A 17,808-nucleotide genomic window follows, 5' to 3' on the forward strand; every position below is an offset into this window, starting at 1 on the left:
ACCGCGTGATGCCCGGGGAGCGTCGTCGTCCCTGGTGCAGTACGGGTGAATGCAGGACCGACCACATCCGTACTTCGGGGGGACCGGAAACCAGCCGCCGTTCCAGGCGCGCACGGGTGCGCCTGCCCGAGGAGTAATCGTTCGATGAGCGAGCACCGTCGCAAACCGCCGCAGCCGCAGGGAGGCGGACGTGCCGCGGCCCGGCGCGGCCAGTCCGGCCCGTCCTCCGGCCGCCGTGCGGCACCGCGAGGCGCCACCGGGTCTCCTGCCGACTCCTACCGGTCTCCTTCCCCTGGGTCGGAGACCGTGGGCCCGGGAGGCGAGGAGCGTTCCTACGGCAGCCGTGCCGAGGCCCGCCGTGCCGCACAGAAGGGCAGCCGGCGCAGAGCCGCCGAGAACACGGCCCCCGCCGGCCGGGGCGGGCCGGCCGGTCCGGGGCGTGGGCGGGGCCGCGCGACGACGGCACCCGGCAAGAAGCGGTTCATCGACTACCCCAGGTTCGGCAGGCACGGCTGGCGGCGCTGGGTGCCGTCCTGGAAGCTGGTCAGCGGGCTGTTCGTCGGCTTCGTCGGCGGTCTGGTCGCCATGGTCGGCATCGGCTTCGCCATGGTGGAAGTACCGAGCGAGAACATCGCGGCGAAGTCCCAGAACAACGTCTACTACTGGGCCGACGGCAGCCAGATGGTGGCCACGGGCACGGGCGTCAACCGGCAGAACGTCACCATCGACAAGATCCCCAAGGCCATGCAGTTCGCGGTGATCTCTGCCGAGAACAAGAGCTTCTACCAGGACTCGGGTGTCGACCCCATGGGCATCGCCCGGGCCCTGGCCAACATGGCGCGGGGTGGTCAGACGCAGGGTGGTTCGACCATCACCCAGCAGTTCGTCAAGAACACGTACCTGAGCCAGGACCAGACGCTCACCCGTAAGTTCAAGGAGATGTTCATCTCCATCAAGGTCGGGGCGAAGTTCGACAAGGACGAGATCCTGCAGGGGTACCTGAACACCTCGTACTACGGCCGTGGGGCCTACGGCATCCAGGCGGCGGCGCAGACGTACTACGGCAAGAACTCCGACGATCTCACGCCGAGTGAGTGCGCGGTCCTCGCGGCGCTGCTGAAGGGCCCGACGTACTACGACCCGGCCGGTGCCTCGGACCTGGACAAGTCGGCGACTCCGGAGGCCAACCGCAAGCGCTCCGAGGAGCGCTGGGCCTGGATCCTCGGCGAGATGCACAAGGACAAGCGCCTCAGCGACGCCGACTACCAGAAGGCGATCAGGAAGTATCCGACGCCCGACGGCCGCAAGGCGACCAAGGGGATGACCGGGCAGATCAGCTACCTGGTCGACACGGCGAAGAAGTACGTGCTCGCCCACTCCGACATCACGGAGGCTCAGTTCGACAAGGGCGGCTACCAGATCTACACGACCTTCCAGAAGAACAAGGTCAACGCCCTGGCCAAGGCCGTGAAGAACGTCCAGAAGGAGCGCCTCGACCCGAAGCACCGGAACCTGGACAAGTACGTCCAGTTCGGAGCGGCCTCGGTGAAGCCCGCGGACGGGCAGATCGTCGCGCTGTACGGCGGTGACGGTTACGAGAACGGGCACTTCACCAACAACGCGGACACCTCCGGTGTCCCCGTGGGTTCGACGTGGAAGCCGTTCGTGCTGGCCGCCGCCATGAAGTACGGCACGTACAAGTCCGACGGCCAAGGGGTCTCCCCGCTGAGCAAGTACAACGGCAACGACCATCTCAAGGTCTACAAGCCGGACGGGTCGTACTACCTCAACAAGGACAACACGCCCTTCTACCAGAACAACGAGAGCGACCACCCCTGGGGCTACATCAGCCTGCGCAAGGCGATGGAGCAGTCCGTCAACACGCCGTTCGTCCAGCTGGGTGTCGATGTGGGGATGACACACGTCCGGGACGTGGCCAAGTCGGCGGGCATCCTCGACCAGAGCATGTCGCAGAACCTGAACCCGTCCTTCGCGATCGGCACGTCCACGCCCAGCGCGATCCGCATGGCCGACGCCTACGCCACCTTCGCCGCGTCGGGCAAGCAGGCGGACCCGTACTCCGTGACCGCCGTGAAGATCAATGGCGCGGACGCACCCAGTTTCGTGAAGCCGAAGCCGGCTCCCGAGCAGGCGCTGGACGAGAACATCGCCAACAACGTCACGGACGTGCTCGAGAACGTCATCCAGAACGGCACGGGCTTGAAGGCCAAGACCCTCGGCCGTACGGCGGCGGGCAAGACCGGTACCACCGACGAGAACAAGTCCGCCTGGTTCGTCGGTTACACCCAGCAGCTGTCGACCTCCGTGACGATGTTCCGGGAGAACCCCAAGGACCACAAGCTGCTGTCCATGAACGGCACTGCCGGTGTGGACTCGATCCACGGTGGTGACATTCCGACGCTCGTGTGGACCGAGTACATGCGGGCAGCGCTCAAGAACGCGAACGATCCCGGCTTCCCGAAGGCCACCGAGATCGGCGAGGTCCAGGACGAAGCAGGCGCTCCTTCCCCGACTCCGAGTGTCACCATCACGCCGAGCCGGACGCCGAGCGCCACGCCGAGCCCGTCGCCGAGCCAGACGACCACCACACCGTCTCCGTCGGCCAGCGCGTCCTGCCAGCTGGGCTGGGACCCGAACTGCAACGGGAACGGCAACGGCAATGGCAACGGCAACGGCAATGGCAACGGAGGCGTGGACACGGGCGGCGTCGACGGAGGCGGGGGCACCACGCCGACGCCGACGGCCACCGATACGACCGGGACGGGAAACACCCGAGGTAACGGCAACGGGGGCTTCTTCGGAGGCCAGACGGGTTAGCCCGGTGATCCGACCGGTTGGCGGCCATTTCGCCCGCCGAGGGTGTTTCACGTGAAACATGAGCCGCCGCACCTACCAGGTGCGGCGGCTCTCGGCTTTTTCCCAGGCGGGTACGGCAGGATGTGCCCCATGCCCAGTGCAGAGATGACGCCCGCGAGCATGCCCCAGCCCGAGTCCGCGCGGCCCGTCGTGGCAGAGCCGGTGCAGCCGACCAGGGAGGACGCGGTCGCCGCCGCCGGCAGCGAGCTGATCGGCGGGCCCCTGGGACGGCACGCCCTGCTCGGCACCTCCTGGTGGACGCCCGTACGGGTCGTGGCGCTCGTGGCGATCGGCATGTTCGCCCTGGGGCTGATCCAGAAGGCGCCCTGCTACCACAGCGCCTGGTTCTTCGGTGCGAGCAGCCAGTACACGCATGCCTGCTACTCGGACATCCCGCACCTCTACCAGGGCCGTGGGTTCGCCGACCATCTCGTGCCGTACTTCGACAAGCTCCCCGGCGACATGGACTACCTCGAGTACCCGGTACTGACCGGCGTGTTCATGGAGGTGGCCTCCTGGCTGACGCCGCACAGCGGCAGCATCCAGCACCAGGAGCAGTGGTACTGGTTCGTCAACGCCGGGATGCTGATGGTGTGCGCCGCCGTCATCGCCGTCTGCGTGGCCCGCACCCACGGCCGGCGCCCCTGGGACGGCCTCCTGGTCGCCTTGGCGCCCGCCTTCGCGCTGACCGCGACCATCAACTGGGACCTGCTGGCGGTGGCGCTGACGGCCGCCGCGATGCTGATGTGGGCGCGCGGCCGGACCGTCGCCTTCGGTGTCCTGCTGGGGCTGGCCACCGCCGCCAAGCTGTACCCGGTCGTGCTGCTGGGCCCCCTGCTCGTGCTGTGCTGGCGGGCCGGCACCTGGCGCGCGTTCTTCAAGGCCGTGGCCGGCGCGGTGGTCGCCTGGCTCGTCGTCAACCTGCCCGTGATGCTCGCGCACGATGCGACGGGCTTCCACATCCGCGAGGGCTGGGCGAAGTTCTACACCTTCAGCCAGGAGCGCGGTGTCGACTTCGGCTCCTTCTGGCTGATCTGGGCGCAGAACTCCAGCAGCCCGCCCACCACGAACTTCGTCAACATCGCGGCCATCGTGCTGGTGGTGCTGTGCTTCCTCGGCATCGTCGCGCTGACCTTCACCGCCCCGCGCCGGCCGCGCTTCGCCCAGCTGGCCTTCCTGATGGTGGCCGCCTTCGTCCTGACCAACAAGGTCTACTCCCCGCAGTACGTCCTCTGGCTGGTGCCGCTGGCGGTTCTCGCCCGGCCCAAGTGGCGGGACTTCCTGATCTGGCAGGCGTGCGAGGTGGCGTACTTCCTGGGCATCTGGATGTACCTCGCCTACACGACCAGCGGAGACGCCCACAAGGGACTGCCGACCCAGGGGTACCAGTGGACGATCGCGGTGCACCTGGTGGGAACGCTGTACCTGTGCGCCGTCGTCGTACGGGACATCCTCATGCCGGAGCGGGACGTCGTGCGCCGGTCCGGGGACGACGATCCCTCGGGCGGGGTCCTCGACGGAGCCGAGGACGCGTTCGTGCTCGGCGCGGCGGCCCATCCGCCGCGGCACGCCGCCTCCTTCGAGAATCCCCAGGTGGCCTGGGGCCGGCCCGAGGAGCTCGCCCACGAAGACCGTTCGCTCTGAGCGAACGGGCGCGGTGCCGCCCGGGCGCGCGCCGCGGCCGACCCGCCGTCACACGCGATCCGCGCACACGAAAGGCCGTACCCGGACGCACCGGATACGGCCTTCTCGCCGTCCTGGACGGGCTCAGCGGTCCACGAGGCGGTCGAACTGGGTGGTGGTGTGCCGCAGATGGGCCACCAGTTCGTCACCGACCTGGGGCTCGGGGGCGTCCGCGGGCACGAACAGGATCGACACCTGCATGTGCGGCGGCTCGGCGAACCAGCGCTGCTTGCCGCCCCAGACGAACGGGGAAAGGTTCCGGTTGACCGTGGCCAGTCCGGCACGGGCGACGCCCTTGGCGCGCGGCATGACACCGTGCAGGGCCTTCGGGGCCTCCAGGCCCACCCCGTGCGACGTACCGCCCGCCACGACCACCAGGTAGCCGTCCGAGGCCGCCTTCTGCTGCCGGTAGCCGAAGCGGTCGCCCTTCGCCACGCGCGTGACGTCCAGGACGGCACCGCGGTACTCCGTCGCGTCGTGGTCCCCCAGCCACAGCCGCGTGCCGATGCGCGCGCGGAACCGGGTCTGCGGGAACTGCTGCTGGAGCCGGGCCAGCTCGTCCGCCTTGAGGTGGCTGACGAACATCGTGTGCAGCGGCAGCCGTGCCGCGCGCAGCCGGTCCATCCAGCCGATGACCTCCTCGACGGCGTCCGAGCCGTCGGTGCGGTCCAGCGGCAGGTGGATGGCGAAGCCCTCCAGCCGGACGTTCTCTATGGCCTGGTGGAGCTGGGGCAGGTCCTGCTCGCTGATGCCGTGCCGCTTCATCGAGGACATCACCTCGATGACGACACGGGCGCCCACGAGGCCGTACACACCGTCGATCGACGACACGGAGCGGACGACCCGGTCGGGCAGCGGGACCGGCTCCTCACCGCGCCGGTACGGGGTGAGCACCAGCAGGTCACCGCTGAACCAGTCCTTGATGCGCGCGGCCTCGTAGGTGGTGCCGACGGCGAGCAGGTCCGAGCCCAGCCGTGTGGCCTCCTCCGACAGCCGCTCGTGCCCGAAGCCGTAGCCGTTGCCCTTGCAGACCGGGACGAGTCCCGGGAACTGCTCCTGCACGTGCTTGTGGTGCGCACGCCAGCGCGCGGTGTCGACGTAGAGCGTGAGCGCCATGGCCGGACCCGGAACCTTTCTCGTGGCTGCGGTGGATCAGAGGTGAGTGAGCTGTGAAGGCTATGGAATCAAACGCCCGCGCGGCTCAACGACGCGACATGTAGATGTCGAGCGCCTTGTGGAGCAGCTTGTTCAGCGGGAAGTCCCATTCGCCGAGGTACTCGGCGGCCTGGCCGCCGGTGCCGACCTTGAACTGGATCAGGCCGAAGAGGTGGTCGGTCTCGTCCAGCGAGTCGGAGATGCCGCGCAGGTCGTAGACGGTGGCGCCCAGCGCGTAGGCGTCGCGCAGCATCCGCCACTGCATCGCGTTCGACGGGCGGACCTCGCGGCCGATGTTGTCGGAGGCGCCGTAGGAGTACCAGACGTGGCCGCCGACGATCAGCATCGTCGCCGCGGACAGGTTCACGCCGTTGTGGCGGGCGAAGTACAGGCGCATGCGGTTGGGGTCCTCGGTGTTGAGGGCCGTCCACATGCGCTGGAAGTACGACAGCGGGCGGGGCCGGAAGTGGTCGCGGACGGCCGTGATCTCGTACAGCCGCTGCCACTCGGGCAGGTCCTGGTAGCCGCCCTGGACGACCTCGACACCGGCCTTCTCGGCCTTCTTGATGTTGCGGCGCCACAGCTGGTTGAAGTTCTTGTGGACCTCTTCCAGGGAGCGGTTCGCCAGCGGCACCTGGTAGACGTAGCGGGGCTGAACGTCACCGAAGCCGGCGCCGCCGTCCTCGCCCTGCTGCCAGCCCATGCGGCGCAGCTTGTCGGCCACCTCGAAGGCGCGCGGCTCGATGAAGTCGGCCTCCACGTCGCGCAGCCGCTTGATGTCCGGGTCCTGGATGCCCCTCTTGATGGTGTCCGCGTTCCACCGGCGGATGATCACGGGCGGCCCCATCTTCACCGAGAAGGCACCCTGCTGCTTCAGGTGCGCCAGCATCGGCTGGATCCAGTCGTCCAGGTTGGGCGCGTACCAGTTGATGACCGGGCCCTCGGGCAGATAGGCGAGGTAGCGCTTGATCTTGGGCAGCTGGCGGTAGAGGACCAGGCCCACACCGACCAGCTGGCCGCTCCGGTCGAACCAGCCGAGGTTCTCCGAACGCCACTCCGCCTTCACATCTGCCCAGGCCGGGACCTGCATGTGGCTCGCCGCCGGCAGGCTCTGGATGAAGGCCAGATGCTGCTCGCGACTGATGGTCCTCAGGGTCAGGCTCATTCGGGGCGCTCCTCGGGCTGGTGTGTCCCCATGGGTACAGGGGCTCCGGCTCTCGCGCCGAAGCCTACTGCGCCTTTGGAGCGCCCCGACTGGGCAGAGGGGCCTCGACCCCGGCGAAGTCAGCCGACGATGCCGCCGAAGAGGCCGCCGTGGGCCATGCCGATCAGGAATCCGATCCCCGCGGCGCCCAGACCCAGGATGAGGAAGAACCGCTGCCGCGTGGTCACCGAGACCCACTGTCCGTAGACGCCCGTGGCCAGTGCCACCAGGCCCGTCCACGAGGTCAGCAGGTGGAGGCTGTGGAAGAAGGACGTGATGAAGGACAGCAGCCCCAGGGCGAACGTCACCGCCATCAGGGCTTCCTGCAGCGGATGGCGCTTGCCGTCCGTGGCGAAGAGGGATCCGGCAGTGTTGGGCTGCAATGCCTGTGCCATGGGCACCTCCTGCGGAAGCGGCGCCCCGTGGCGCCGCACACATCCGATGTGTACAGATTGTCGGCCTCGGAGGCCGGATTTCAACCGGAAGCGGGTGTGCGGGTAGTCTGTACCGTCTGCACTGGTGTCTGCCCGGACCTGACCGAGGTCACACTGCCCGGCTCCCCTGAGGGAACCCCGATTGTCAGTGGCGGCCGATACCGTTGCGTACGCATCACAACCCTCCTGCCACGGAACGACCGTGGCCGCTGAGTCCAAAGGAGGTGGGTTCCACATGCGTCACTACGAGGTGATGGTCATCCTCGACCCCGATCTCGAGGAGCGCGCTGTCTCCCCGCTGATCGAGAACTTCCTGTCCGTCGTCCGTGACGGCGGCGGCAAGGTGGAGAAGGTCGACACCTGGGGCCGTCGTCGTCTCGCCTACGAGATCAAGAAGAAGCCCGAGGGCATCTACTCGGTCATCGACCTGCAGGCCGAGCCTGCGGTCGTCAAGGAGCTCGACCGCCAGATGAACCTGAACGAGTCGGTCCTCCGGACCAAGGTCCTCCGCCCCGAGACCCACTGAGCCCTTCCGCTCAGCTGATCTCGGGATTCGAGTAGCAACCAAGCAGCCAGAGCAGCAAACCCGCCGAGAGGTTCCCCCATGGCAGGCGAGACCGTCATCACGGTCATCGGCAATCTTGTCGACGACCCCGAGCTGCGCTTCACCCCGTCCGGTGCGGCGGTCGCGAAGTTCCGCGTCGCGTCCACTCCCCGTACCTTCGACCGCCAGACGAACGAGTGGAAGGACGGCGAGAGCCTGTTCCTGACCTGCTCGGTCTGGCGTCAGGCGGCGGAGAACGTCGCCGAGTCGCTCCAGCGAGGCATGCGCGTCATCGTGCAGGGCCGGCTGAAGCAGCGGTCCTACGAGGACCGCGAGGGCGTCAAGCGCACGGTCTACGAGCTGGACGTCGAGGAAGTCGGCCCCAGCCTGCGCAACGCCACGGCCAAGGTCACCAAGACCGCCGGTGGCGGACGCGGTGGCCAGGGCGGTTACGGCGGCGGTGGCGGCCAGAGTGGCCAGGGTGGCGGCGGCTGGGGCGCGAGCTCCGGCGGCGGCCAGCAGGGCGGCGGCGCTCCGGCCGACGACCCCTGGGCGACCGGCGCTCCCGCCGGTGGCAACCAGGGCGGCGGCGGCTGGGGCGGCGGCTCCGGCGGCGGTGGCGGCTACTCGGACGAGCCCCCCTTCTAGGTCCTCGGACCAAGGGTGGGTCGTACCCCAACTTCTTGATCACACAGGAGAAACACCATGGCGAAGCCGCCTGTGCGCAAGCCGAAGAAGAAGGTCTGCGCTTTCTGCAAGGACAAGGTCACGTACGTGGACTACAAGGACACGAACATGCTGCGGAAGTTCATTTCCGACCGCGGCAAGATCCGTGCCCGCCGCGTGACCGGCAACTGCACGCAGCACCAGCGTGACGTCGCCACGGCCGTGAAGAACAGCCGTGAGATGGCGCTGCTGCCCTACACGTCCACCGCGCGCTAAGGGAAGGGTGACCGACACATGAAGATCATCCTCACCCACGAGGTCTCCGGCCTCGGTGCCGCGGGCGACGTCGTGGACGTCAAGGACGGTTACGCTCGCAACTACCTGATCCCGCGGAAGTTCGCTATCCGCTGGACCAAGGGTGGCGAGAAGGACGTCGAGCAGATCCGTCGTGCTCGCAAGATCCACGAGATCCAGACCATCGAGCAGGCCAATCAGGTCAAGGCCCAGCTCGAGGGCGTGAAGGTCCGTCTGGCCGTCCGCTCCGGCGACGCCGGCCGTCTCTTCGGTTCCGTCACCCCGGCCGACATCGCGTCCGCGATCAAGGCTTCCGGTGGCCCCGAGGTCGACAAGCGCCGCATCGAGCTGTCCGCTCCGATCAAGACCCTGGGCGCCCACGAGACGTCCGTGCGTCTGCACCCCGAGGTTGCCGCCAAGGTCAACATCGAGGTCGTCGCGGCCTGATCACCGCGTGGTCGCTGTGCTCGTTCGAGCCGGTGATAGGGGCCGCACCCTTCCGGGGGTGCGGCCCCTTTTCCATGACCGGAACGGCCATGTTTCACGTGAAACGGTCAGCGGCTCGCGCCCGTCACGATCCAACGGCCCGAGCGCGCCCGCAGCCACAGCGTCAGCAAGCGCATCGTCATCATCAAGGTCATCGCCGCCCAGAGTGCGGTGAGTCCGCCGCCGAAGGCGGGGACGAGCAGGGCCACCGGAGCGAACACCGTCAAGGTGAGCACCATGGCCCAGGCCAGATAGGGGCCGTCTCCGGCGCCCATCAGGACGCCGTCCAGGACATAGACGATCCCGCAGACGGGCTGGGAGAGGGCCACGAGCAGCAGGGCCGGCAGTGCGGTGTCCTTCACTCCGGAGTCGCTGGTGAACAGCGGTAGGAAGAGGGGGCGCGCCGCCACCACGAGCAGGCCCAGGAGAACACCGGTCGCGATGCCCCACTGGATCATGCGCCGACAGGCCTGGCGAGCGCCCTGGGCGTCGTCCCCGCCGAGATAGCGGCCGATGATGGCCTGCCCCGCGATGGCGATCGCGTCGAGCGCGAAGGACAGCAGGCTCCATAGGGACAGGACGATCTGGTGCGCGGCGATGTCGGCGTCACCGAGACGTGCCGCGACCGCCGTGGCGATCATGAGGATGGCCCGCAGGGAGAGCGTACGCACGAGGAGGGGAACGCCTGCCTGGGCCGACGCGCGGATACCGGCGGCGTCCGGTCGCAGGGAGGCGCCGTGCCGGCGGGCACCGCGGACGACGACGGTCAGATAGACGGCTGCCATGCCGCACTGGGCGACGACCGTGCCCCAGGCCGAACCGGCGATGCCGAGCCCGGCGCCGTAGACCAGACCCGCGTTGAGCGCGGCGTTGGCGACGAAGCCCGCGACGGCGACGTAGAGCGGGGTCCTGGTGTCGTGCAGGCCGCGCAGTACTCCGGTCGCGGCCAGGACGATGAGCATGGCGGGGATGCCCAGGGCGGAGACGCGCAGATACGTGGTGGCATAGGGCGCCGCGGTGCTGGAGGCACCGAAGAGGTCCACGATGCCGGGGGCCAGGGGAAGGACGACGGCGATGACGGCGAGGCCGAGCAACAGCGCCAGCCAGATGCCGTCCATGCCCTGGCGGATGGCCGCCGGCAGATCACCGGAACCGACGCGGCGGGCCACGGCGGCCGTGGTGGCGTAGGCGAGGAAGACGAACAGACTTACGGCCGTGGTCAGGAGCGCCGAAGCGACGCCGAGACCGGCGAGCTGGGCGGTCCCGAGGTGCCCGACGATGGCACTGTCCGCCATGACGAAGAGGGGCTCGGCGACGAGGGCGCCGAAGGCCGGAACGGCCAGCGCGACTATCTCCCGGTCGTGCCGTCGCCGCGTGGCCTGGGGAATCTCTGGAGCCTGTGTCATCAGCATCAATGTAATCGTCCACAGGTAAGAGATGCAACTGACTACTGGTCCTTACTTGCGGTCTTGGGTCATGTCCTTTCGGGTGCCGTTCGACACGATCTTGGCCCGACCGGGAAAGTTTTTTCTCTGCACAGCCAGTGGATCGCATCACTGCAGGTCACAGGCCTAGTGGCGGGCGGAGCGAGGGCTTGTTCACAGGGCTGTCCACCGGGCCGTACACAGGTTTCGCCGAGTTCTCCACAGCATCGGGGCGGTCGTCCACATGGCCTGTGGATAACCAGATTGGCTGACGGTGCCGAGGGGCCTACCGTGGTCCGGCGCCCGCTCCTTCCTCCGGCCCGGGAAGCGGTCTGTTTCCGGCCGGGGAATCGTCACAAATCCGACGCGCTAGAAGCGGAGTCAGGGCCTCTCAGTTGTCAGTGTCGTGCCGTACAAAAGAGGCCACGGCGAGGTCCGCCGTGCGGACGGGAGGAGGTGGCTCGGTGAGCATTTCCGAGCCCTTGGACGATCCGTGGGCCGACAGCGGGCCCAGTGATCGTCTGCCGGCCTCCCGTCGACGCGGTGACGGCGGCCGGGGTCGTGACGAGCAGCACGACCGGGGCCGGGACAACGGGGGCTGGGACGGCGGAGGTTCGTCCTTCGAGCGGGTCCCGCCGCAGGACCTGGACGCCGAGCAGTCGGTGCTGGGCGGCATGCTGCTGTCCAAGGACGCCATCGCGGACGTCGTCGAGATCCTCAAGGGCCACGACTTCTACAAGCCCGCGCACGAGACGATCTACCAGGCCATCCTGGACGTCTATGCCAAGGGCGAGCCGGCCGACCCGATCACCATCGCCGCCGAACTCACCAAACGCGGCGAGATCAACAAGGTCGGCGGCGCGGCCTACCTGCACACCCTCGTCCAGACCGTGCCGACGGCGGCCAACGCCGAGTACTACGCGGAGATCGTCCACGAACGGGCCGTGCTGCGCCGCCTGGTCGAAGCCGGCACCCGCATCACGCAGATGGGATACGCCGCCGACGGCGACGTGGACGAGATCGTCAACAGCGCCCAGGCCGAGATCTACGCCGTCACCGAGCAGCGCACCAGCGAGGACTACCTCCCGCTCGGCGACATCATGGAAGGCGCCCTCGACGAGATCGAGGCGATCGGCTCGCGCAGCGGCGAGATGACCGGTGTGCCGACCGGGTTCACCGATTTCGACTCGCTGACGAACGGCCTCCACCCCGGTCAGATGATCGTCATCGCAGCCCGTCCCGCCATGGGTAAGTCGACCCTCGCCCTGGACTTCGCGCGGGCCGCCTCCATCAAGCACAACCTGCCGAGCGTCATCTTCTCGCTCGAAATGGGCCGCAACGAGATCGCGATGCGCCTGCTGTCCGCCGAGGCCCGGGTCGCCCTGCACCACATGCGGTCCGGCACGATGACGGACGAGGACTGGACCCGGCTCGCCCGCCGGATGCCGGACGTGTCGGCCGCGCCGCTCTACATCGACGACTCCCCGAACCTGTCGATGATGGAGATCCGGGCCAAGTGCCGCCGTCTGAAGCAGCGCAACGACCTGAAGCTGGTCGTCATCGACTACCTCCAGCTGATGCAGTCCGGCGGTTCCAAGCGCGCCGAGAGCCGTCAGCAGGAGGTCTCGGACATGTCCCGTAACCTCAAGCTGCTCGCGAAGGAGCTGGAGATCCCGGTCATCGCGCTCTCCCAGCTCAACCGTGGTCCCGAGCAGCGCACCGACAAGAAGCCGATGGTCTCCGACCTGCGTGAGTCCGGCTCCATCGAGCAGGACGCCGACATGGTCATCCTGCTGCACCGCGAGGACGCCTACGAGAAGGAGTCCCCGCGCGCGGGCGAGGCGGACCTGATCGTCGCCAAGCACCGAAACGGTCCGACGGCCACCATCACGGTCGCCTTCCAGGGCCACTACTCCCGTTTCGTGGACATGGCGCAGACCTGATCCAGCGGTGAGCGGGCCGGCCGGCAGTGCCCGCCCGCGGCGCACCGGGCCCGTCACTCCGGGGTGGCAGCTCAACGCCTCGTCTCGTACCTGGTCAGGATCACGCCGCAGGGAAGCGTCCGCGTCTCCACCAGCTTCAGGTGCACCCAGTTGTCCAGCGCGGTGAAGAAGGGCGTGCCGCCGCCGACCAGGACCGGCGCCGTGGCCAGCACGTACTCGTCGATCAGCCCGGCCCGCATGGCCGCCCCGGCGAGCGTCGCGCCGCCGATGCTCATCCGGCCGCCGTCCTCGGCCTTGAGCCGGGTGATCTCGGCGACCGCGTCACCGGTGACCAGACGGGCGTTCCAGTCGACCGTGTCGAGCGTCGAAGAGAACACCACCTTCGACATGTCCCGCCAGCGGCGCGCGAACTCGATCTCCGCCGGGGTGGCATCGGGCTGCTGGTCACCGGACGGCCAGTAGGAGCTCATCGTCCGCCACAGCTTGCGCCCGTACAGCATCAGGTCGGTCGCCTGCAACTGGTCGGACCAGAACTGGAACAGCTCCTCGCTCGGCACGCTCCAGCCGATGTCGTCGCAGGGCGCGGCGATGTAGCCGTCCAGGGCCAGGTTCATGCCGTAGACCAGTTTCCGCATGGTGCCAGCCTTCCGTGAGCCGATCCCACGCATGCAGACCGGCGCGGCGCGAGAAACTCATCGGTGCGCGATGAGCTCCCGGGCCGCGGGGAGACCGTCCGGCCGGGTGACCGGTGTCCCGGTCGTACGGCCGCGTTCAGTCAGGTCGGAAGAACGCGAGCATCTTCCGGGCGGCGTCCGGTGACATCAGCATGTCCTGGATCCTCGCGGACATCCGGGCGGCGGCGCTGGTGCGCTCGAACATCTCCCGTTCGTACGCCGCGACGGCGGTGGGAAAGTCGTCCGGGTGCGCGGCCAGGGCGAGACCGAGCGCCGCGCCGTCGAGCAGCGCCATATTGGCGCCCTCTCCCACCGGCGGCATCAGGTGCGCGGCATCACCGAGCAGCGTGACACCGGGGGTGGACGGCCAGGTGAGGCCGACCGGAAGAGCGGTGATCGGCCGTGGTACGACCGTGTCGTCGCAGGCCGCGATCAACGCGGTGAACCGTGCGTCCCAGCCGGAGAGCAGGTCGATCAGCCGCGCCCGGGCGGCGGCCGGGTCGCCGAACGGGATCCCGCTGGCGGAGAAGAAGTCCTCGGCGGTGTTGTAGAAGCTGAGGCCGATGCGCACGCGGCCGTCGCCGTTGCGCTGCGCCGCCAGGGACATCCCGTCGCCGAGCACCCAGTAATTGCCGCGCCCGACCATCGCCGCGAGGTCGGGATGCGTGCGGTCGATGTCGGGAATGCCGAGCTCGACGGCGTTCTGGCCGATGTGTGCCGGGCGGGCGTCGGTCAGCAGGGCGCGGACCCGGGACTGCGCGCCGTCCGCGCCGACCAGCAGGCCGTACGTCGCCGTGCTGCCGTCGGCGAAGTGCAGCAGGCCGTCGCCGGCCGAGGTGAACGCGTGCCCCCAGCGCACCGCGTCCTCGGGGAGGGAATCCAGCAGCAGGCCGCGCAGGTCGGCGCGGTCCACCTCGGGCCGTTCGAGCGGGGCGTCGTCGGGCGTGTCCTCTTGGAGCAGCAGGGTGCCGTCCGGCTCGAGAAGACGCATGTCCTGGCCTTCGCCACGGGCGATCGCGTGGAACTGGTCGATCAGACCGGCCTCACGCAAGGCCCGTTGGCCGGAGTGGATGTCGAGCATGCCGCCCTGACCGCGCGCGTCGCGCGACGGCTCACGTTCGTACAGGACGGCGTCGATGCCGTTCACGTGCAGCACACGCGCGAGAGCCAGGCCGCCGAGGCCCGCTCCGACGATGGCGATCGTCATGGTCGCTTCCCCCTTCGATACACTGTATCGGACGATACAGTGTATCGATCGGCGCTGTGTATGGTGGGCGCATGCTGGTGTGGGAGAGGCCGGAGCCGGCGGACCGGCCCGTGCCGGCCCCGCTGAGCCGGGAACGGATCGTCCGGGCGGCGATCCGACTGGCCGACGCGGACGGCCTGGAGGCGGTGTCACTGCGCAAGGTCGCCACCGCGCTGGACGTCCGTCCGATGCGGCTGTACACCTACATCGCCGGCAAGGACGAGTTGCTCGACCTGATGGTCGACGCGGCCTACAGCGAGATCCGGCCGGCCGGAGACGGCTGGCGGGAGGTGCTGTGGTCTCTGGCCGAGGCGACCCGGCACGTTGTTCACGAGCACGAATGGCTCGCCGATCTCCTCGGCGGCCGGCCCCAGCTCGGGCCGCACGCGCTGGCCACGGGGGAGGCCGTGGTGGCCGCACTGGGCGATGTCGACGTGGATGCCGTCATGCCGGTGGTCGCCGCGGTCAAGGCCTATGTGATCGGCGCGGTGCGCCGGGAGATCGCCGAGCGGCGGGCCGAGCGGGCCACCGGGATGGACGAGAAGCGGTGGCAGGCCTCACTCGGGCCCTATCTGCAGCGGACGTTCGCCACGGGACGGTTCCCCGCGATGGCCACGGTGGTGCGCGATGCGGCCCACCTGGACGCCGACCAGACCTTCCGGATCGGCCTCGACTTCCTGCTCGACGGCATCGAAGCCCGCATGGCGAAGTGACGCAGGACCGAGGGACTGCGCCGGCCTGGCCGACCCGGCCGGCCCGGTCCTGGTCGAGTTCGGCTCCCGATCGGTCCGCTCCCGTTCGGTCCGCACCCGATCGGTCCGCACCCGATCGGTCCGCACCCGATCGGTCCGCACCCGGTCGTTCCGCACCCGGTCGTTCCCTCGTGGGTCGCCGCGCCGTCGGCACCCCCGCCGTCGGCAACCTGCCGTTCGGCCGCCGCGCTGTCAGCCGTGACGTCGGCTAATGCATTCGACGGCCGCCTCCGTAGCAGGTGGACTGGGGCCATGACCACAACTCAGGAAGCGCTGCTCCCCGGCACCCGCCGCGCCCTGCTGCACCGGATCGCCCTCGCACAGACCGAAGGACGGGCCCCTTCGCTGGTCGCCGCCGTCGTACGGGACGGGCAGGCCGTGTGGCACGGGGCGCGGACGTCCGTGGAAGGGCACGGTCCGGACGAGACCGTGCAGTACCGGATCGGGTCCATCACCAAGACCTTCACCGCCGTCCTGGTGATGCGGCTGCGGGACGAGGGCGTGCTCGATCTCGGTGATCCGCTGGAGAAGCACCTGCCGGGCACCGGCGCGGGGGAGGCGACGATCGCGGAACTGCTCGCGCACACCGCGGGGCTGGCGGCCGAATCCCCCGCGCCCTGGTGGGAGCGGACGCCCGGATCCCTGCGGCCCGAGCTGGGCGATGTGCTGGGAGAGCAGCCCCTGCTGCATCCCGTCGGCCGGCGCCACCACTACTCCAACCCCGGTTACACACTGCTCGGAACGCTGGTCGAAGAACTGCGCGGTGCTCCGTGGGAAGAGGTACTGCGCCACGAGATCCTCGAACCGCTCGGTCTGCACCGGACGACCGCACAACCGGTCTCCCCGCACGCGGGCGGCTGGGCCGTGCACCCCTGGGCCGACGCGATGCTGCCCGAGCCGCTGGAGGACCTGGGCCGGATGGCACCGGCCGGTCAGCTCTGGTCGACCACCGGGGACCTCGCGCGGTTCGCCGCGTTCCTGGCCCGGGGGGACAACCGGGTGCTGAGTGCCGAGTCGGTACGGGAGATGCGCACCCCGGCGGCGCCCGCCGAGGCCGCGGACGTGCTGGACGGGAACACCTACGGACTGGGCCTGCAGATCCAGCGCCGTGACGGCCGGCTGCTCACCGGCCATTCCGGTTCCCTGCCCGGCTTCCTGGCGAACCTGACCATCAGTGTGGAGGACGACGTGGCTGCCGTGGTGCTCGCCAACTGCACGAGCGGTCCCCTGCTGGGTGCCGTGGGAGCCGATCTCGTCCGGATCGTCGCGGAGGCGGAGCCGCGCATCCCGGAGCCCTGGCGCCCCCTGCGCGAGGTCGATCCGACGGTGCTGGACCTGGTGGGGCAGTGGTACTGGGGCACGCACGCCTTCGGTCTGCGCGCGTCCGCCGACGGCCTTCTCGCCCTGGCGCCGCTGGCCGGCGGGGGCCGGCGGGCCCGTTTCCGTGCGAACGGCGACGGCACCTGGACGGGCCTGGAGGGTTATTACGCCGGTGAGCTGCTGCGGCCCGTACGGCGCCCGGACGGGCCCGTGAGCCACCTCGATCTCGGCTCGTTCGTGTTCACCCGGCAGCCGTACGACCCCGAGGGCGCCGTGCCCGGTGGCGTGGACCCGGAGGGTTGGCGGGGCATCGGCTAACCCATGGCTGCCCAGGGGTGTGTTTCACGTGAAACACACTCCCTGACCCCGCTCACGGAACGAGGGGCTCGCTCGGCGCCCCGTGGCACGCCTGCCCGGTGCCTCGCGATGCGGTCAGAGCCGCAGCTTGAAGCCCTCGTGCGAGGCGGTGAAGCCCAGCCGCTCGTAGAAGCGATGGGCGTCGGTGCGCGTCTTGTCGGACGTCAGCTGCACCAGTCGGCAGTCGAGCGCTCGGGCGGTGCCGATCGCCCACTCGATCAACCGGCCGCCGAGCCCGCTGCCGCGCTCGTCCGCGTGGATGCGCACGGCCTCGATGAGCGCGCGGGTGGCTCCCTTCTGGGAGAGTCCCGGGATGATCGTGAGCTGGAGGGTCCCGATCACGCGGCCTGCGCGCACGGCGACGACGACATGCTGGTTCGGGTCGGCCGCGAGGCGCTCGAGTGCCGCCCTGTAGGGCGTCAGGTCCTCGGGCGACTCGCGCTGGGCACCGAGCGGATCATCGGCGAGCATGGCGACGATTGCCGGCAGATCGTCGGCGGTAGCGGCCCGCATCTCAAGATCGTCCATGCTCCGCACCCTATGCGGGCACGTGCAAGGACTCCACCACCCGCACCAGGGGGGCCAGTTCAGGGTTCTGGGCGGCGTCGTCCAGGGCCTCGCGCAGCGCGGCGTCATTGGTGGGCCGCGCCTCCTCCAGCAGTCGCAGGCCCGCGGGAGTGACGTTGGTGTAGATGCCACGCCGGTCGGTGGGGCACAGGTAGCGCTCCAGCAGACCGCGGTCCTCCAGG

Annotated in this window: 16 protein-coding genes and 1 pseudogene; 9 read left to right on the top strand and 8 right to left on the bottom strand. The window is 69.3% G+C overall.

All coding sequences use genetic code 11. The annotated features are described in order from the left end of the window. The first annotated feature begins 144 nt into the window (after positions 1 to 144). Together IE312_RS26675 and IE312_RS26680 are read left to right on the top strand one after the other, a co-directional pair. The gene (locus IE312_RS26675; protein ID WP_229900471.1) at positions 145 to 2,838 is read left to right on the top strand and encodes a transglycosylase domain-containing protein; all 2,694 of its coding nucleotides are present in this window, start codon (positions 145 to 147) and stop codon (positions 2,836 to 2,838) included. Positions 2,839 to 2,967: 129 nt separating this feature from the next. Further along, positions 2,968 to 4,521, top strand: a complete 1,554-nt coding sequence (locus IE312_RS26680; RefSeq protein ID WP_189984872.1) for a glycosyltransferase family 87 protein — start codon at positions 2,968 to 2,970, stop codon at positions 4,519 to 4,521. 123 nt (positions 4,522 to 4,644) lie between these two features. Here the strand turns inward: IE312_RS26680 and IE312_RS26685 are convergent, their stop codons facing one another. The 3 genes from IE312_RS26685 to IE312_RS26695 form a co-directional block, all read right to left on the bottom strand. Further along, positions 4,645 to 5,676, bottom strand: a complete 1,032-nt coding sequence (locus IE312_RS26685) for an alanine racemase (protein ID WP_189984873.1) — start codon at positions 5,674 to 5,676, stop codon at positions 4,645 to 4,647. An 85-nt stretch (positions 5,677 to 5,761) separates the two neighbouring features. Further along, on the bottom strand, positions 5,762 to 6,880 hold the full coding sequence (locus tag IE312_RS26690; protein WP_189984874.1) for a lipid II:glycine glycyltransferase FemX: 1,119 nt from the start codon (positions 6,878 to 6,880) through the stop codon (positions 5,762 to 5,764). A 119-nt stretch (positions 6,881 to 6,999) separates the two neighbouring features. Continuing rightward, positions 7,000 to 7,314, bottom strand: a complete 315-nt coding sequence (locus IE312_RS26695; RefSeq protein WP_189984875.1) for a hypothetical protein — start codon at positions 7,312 to 7,314, stop codon at positions 7,000 to 7,002. Positions 7,315 to 7,588: 274 nt separating this feature from the next. Between IE312_RS26695 and rpsF the strand changes: the two genes are divergently transcribed. From rpsF to rplI, 4 genes are all read left to right on the top strand, one after another. After that, positions 7,589 to 7,879 carry a 30S ribosomal protein S6 gene (gene rpsF, locus IE312_RS26700; RefSeq protein ID WP_014673750.1) on the top strand — a complete coding sequence of 97 codons (291 nt, stop codon included), beginning with the start codon at positions 7,589 to 7,591 and terminating at the stop codon, positions 7,877 to 7,879. 78 nt (positions 7,880 to 7,957) lie between these two features. Next, complete coding sequence (locus IE312_RS26705) at positions 7,958 to 8,545, top strand: single-stranded DNA-binding protein (RefSeq protein WP_189984876.1); 588 nt, start codon at positions 7,958 to 7,960, stop codon at positions 8,543 to 8,545. Positions 8,546 to 8,602: 57 nt separating this feature from the next. Continuing rightward, positions 8,603 to 8,839 carry a 30S ribosomal protein S18 gene (gene rpsR / locus IE312_RS26710; protein ID WP_003949403.1) on the top strand — a complete coding sequence of 79 codons (237 nt, stop codon included), beginning with the start codon at positions 8,603 to 8,605 and terminating at the stop codon, positions 8,837 to 8,839. An 18-nt stretch (positions 8,840 to 8,857) separates the two neighbouring features. Continuing rightward, positions 8,858 to 9,304 (top strand): 50S ribosomal protein L9, encoded by a 447-nt coding sequence (gene rplI / locus IE312_RS26715; protein WP_189984877.1) that lies wholly within the window; start codon positions 8,858 to 8,860, stop codon positions 9,302 to 9,304. A gap of 107 nt (positions 9,305 to 9,411) precedes the next feature. Here rplI and IE312_RS26720 read toward each other — a convergent pair whose 3' ends face one another. Next, positions 9,412 to 10,749 (bottom strand): MATE family efflux transporter, encoded by a 1,338-nt coding sequence (locus IE312_RS26720; protein ID WP_189984878.1) that lies wholly within the window; start codon positions 10,747 to 10,749, stop codon positions 9,412 to 9,414. 482 nt (positions 10,750 to 11,231) lie between these two features. On the opposite strand from IE312_RS26720, the gene dnaB reads away from it, so the two are divergent. Continuing rightward, the gene (dnaB, locus tag IE312_RS26725; RefSeq protein WP_189984879.1) at positions 11,232 to 12,710 is read left to right on the top strand and encodes a replicative DNA helicase; all 1,479 of its coding nucleotides are present in this window, start codon (positions 11,232 to 11,234) and stop codon (positions 12,708 to 12,710) included. A 71-nt stretch (positions 12,711 to 12,781) separates the two neighbouring features. Here dnaB and IE312_RS26730 read toward each other — a convergent pair whose 3' ends face one another. Beyond that, complete coding sequence (locus IE312_RS26730; protein ID WP_189984880.1) at positions 12,782 to 13,345, bottom strand: dihydrofolate reductase family protein; 564 nt, start codon at positions 13,343 to 13,345, stop codon at positions 12,782 to 12,784. Between the two features lie 136 nt (positions 13,346 to 13,481). Then, a complete protein-coding gene (locus tag IE312_RS26735) occupies positions 13,482 to 14,591 on the bottom strand; it encodes an FAD-dependent oxidoreductase (protein WP_189984881.1) in 1,110 nt (369 codons plus the stop codon). A gap of 71 nt (positions 14,592 to 14,662) precedes the next feature. On the opposite strand from IE312_RS26735, the gene IE312_RS26740 reads away from it, so the two are divergent. Together IE312_RS26740 and IE312_RS26745 are read left to right on the top strand one after the other, a co-directional pair. After that, positions 14,663 to 15,343 (top strand): TetR/AcrR family transcriptional regulator, encoded by a 681-nt coding sequence (locus IE312_RS26740; RefSeq protein WP_189984882.1) that lies wholly within the window; start codon positions 14,663 to 14,665, stop codon positions 15,341 to 15,343. Positions 15,344 to 15,634: 291 nt separating this feature from the next. Beyond that, entirely contained in the window at positions 15,635 to 17,020 is a 1,386-nt protein-coding gene (locus IE312_RS26745; protein ID WP_189984883.1) for a serine hydrolase domain-containing protein, read from the top strand. 114 nt (positions 17,021 to 17,134) lie between these two features. On the opposite strand, the gene IE312_RS26750 is transcribed toward IE312_RS26745, so the two are convergent. Both IE312_RS26750 and IE312_RS41965 read right to left on the bottom strand, forming a co-directional pair. Beyond that, positions 17,135 to 17,587, bottom strand: coding sequence for a GNAT family N-acetyltransferase (locus tag IE312_RS26750; protein WP_189984884.1), 453 nt, complete (start codon positions 17,585 to 17,587; stop codon positions 17,135 to 17,137). Positions 17,588 to 17,597: 10 nt separating this feature from the next. Then, a pseudogene (locus IE312_RS41965) lies at positions 17,598 to 17,808 on the bottom strand (MarR family transcriptional regulator); the annotation flags it as partial.

The organism is Streptomyces capoamus, from assembly GCF_014654935.1.
In the GTDB taxonomy this organism is placed as follows: Bacteria; Actinomycetota; Actinomycetes; order Streptomycetales; family Streptomycetaceae; genus Streptomyces; species Streptomyces capoamus.

What these genes read in the sequence shown, in the direction of transcription:
- IE312_RS26750 (WP_189984884.1), bottom strand. Translation starts at nt 17,587, where the DNA reads ATGGACGATCTTGAGATGCGGGCCGCTACCGCCGACGATCTGCCGGCA.
- IE312_RS26730 (WP_189984880.1), bottom strand. Translation starts at nt 13,345, where the DNA reads ATGCGGAAACTGGTCTACGGCATGAACCTGGCCCTGGACGGCTACATC.
- IE312_RS26675 (WP_229900471.1), top strand. Translation starts at nt 145, where the DNA reads ATGAGCGAGCACCGTCGCAAACCGCCGCAGCCGCAGGGAGGCGGACGT.
- IE312_RS26695 (WP_189984875.1), bottom strand. Translation starts at nt 7,314, where the DNA reads ATGGCACAGGCATTGCAGCCCAACACTGCCGGATCCCTCTTCGCCACG.
- IE312_RS26745 (WP_189984883.1), top strand. Translation starts at nt 15,635, where the DNA reads ATGACCACAACTCAGGAAGCGCTGCTCCCCGGCACCCGCCGCGCCCTG.
- rpsR (WP_003949403.1), top strand. Translation starts at nt 8,603, where the DNA reads ATGGCGAAGCCGCCTGTGCGCAAGCCGAAGAAGAAGGTCTGCGCTTTC.
- IE312_RS26685 (WP_189984873.1), bottom strand. Translation starts at nt 5,676, where the DNA reads ATGGCGCTCACGCTCTACGTCGACACCGCGCGCTGGCGTGCGCACCAC.
- IE312_RS26690 (WP_189984874.1), bottom strand. Translation starts at nt 6,880, where the DNA reads ATGAGCCTGACCCTGAGGACCATCAGTCGCGAGCAGCATCTGGCCTTC.
- IE312_RS26705 (WP_189984876.1), top strand. Translation starts at nt 7,958, where the DNA reads ATGGCAGGCGAGACCGTCATCACGGTCATCGGCAATCTTGTCGACGAC.
- rplI (WP_189984877.1), top strand. Translation starts at nt 8,858, where the DNA reads ATGAAGATCATCCTCACCCACGAGGTCTCCGGCCTCGGTGCCGCGGGC.
- IE312_RS26720 (WP_189984878.1), bottom strand. Translation starts at nt 10,749, where the DNA reads ATGACACAGGCTCCAGAGATTCCCCAGGCCACGCGGCGACGGCACGAC.
- IE312_RS26735 (WP_189984881.1), bottom strand. Translation starts at nt 14,591, where the DNA reads ATGACGATCGCCATCGTCGGAGCGGGCCTCGGCGGCCTGGCTCTCGCG.
- IE312_RS26740 (WP_189984882.1), top strand. Translation starts at nt 14,663, where the DNA reads ATGCTGGTGTGGGAGAGGCCGGAGCCGGCGGACCGGCCCGTGCCGGCC.
- rpsF (WP_014673750.1), top strand. Translation starts at nt 7,589, where the DNA reads ATGCGTCACTACGAGGTGATGGTCATCCTCGACCCCGATCTCGAGGAG.
- IE312_RS26680 (WP_189984872.1), top strand. Translation starts at nt 2,968, where the DNA reads ATGCCCAGTGCAGAGATGACGCCCGCGAGCATGCCCCAGCCCGAGTCC.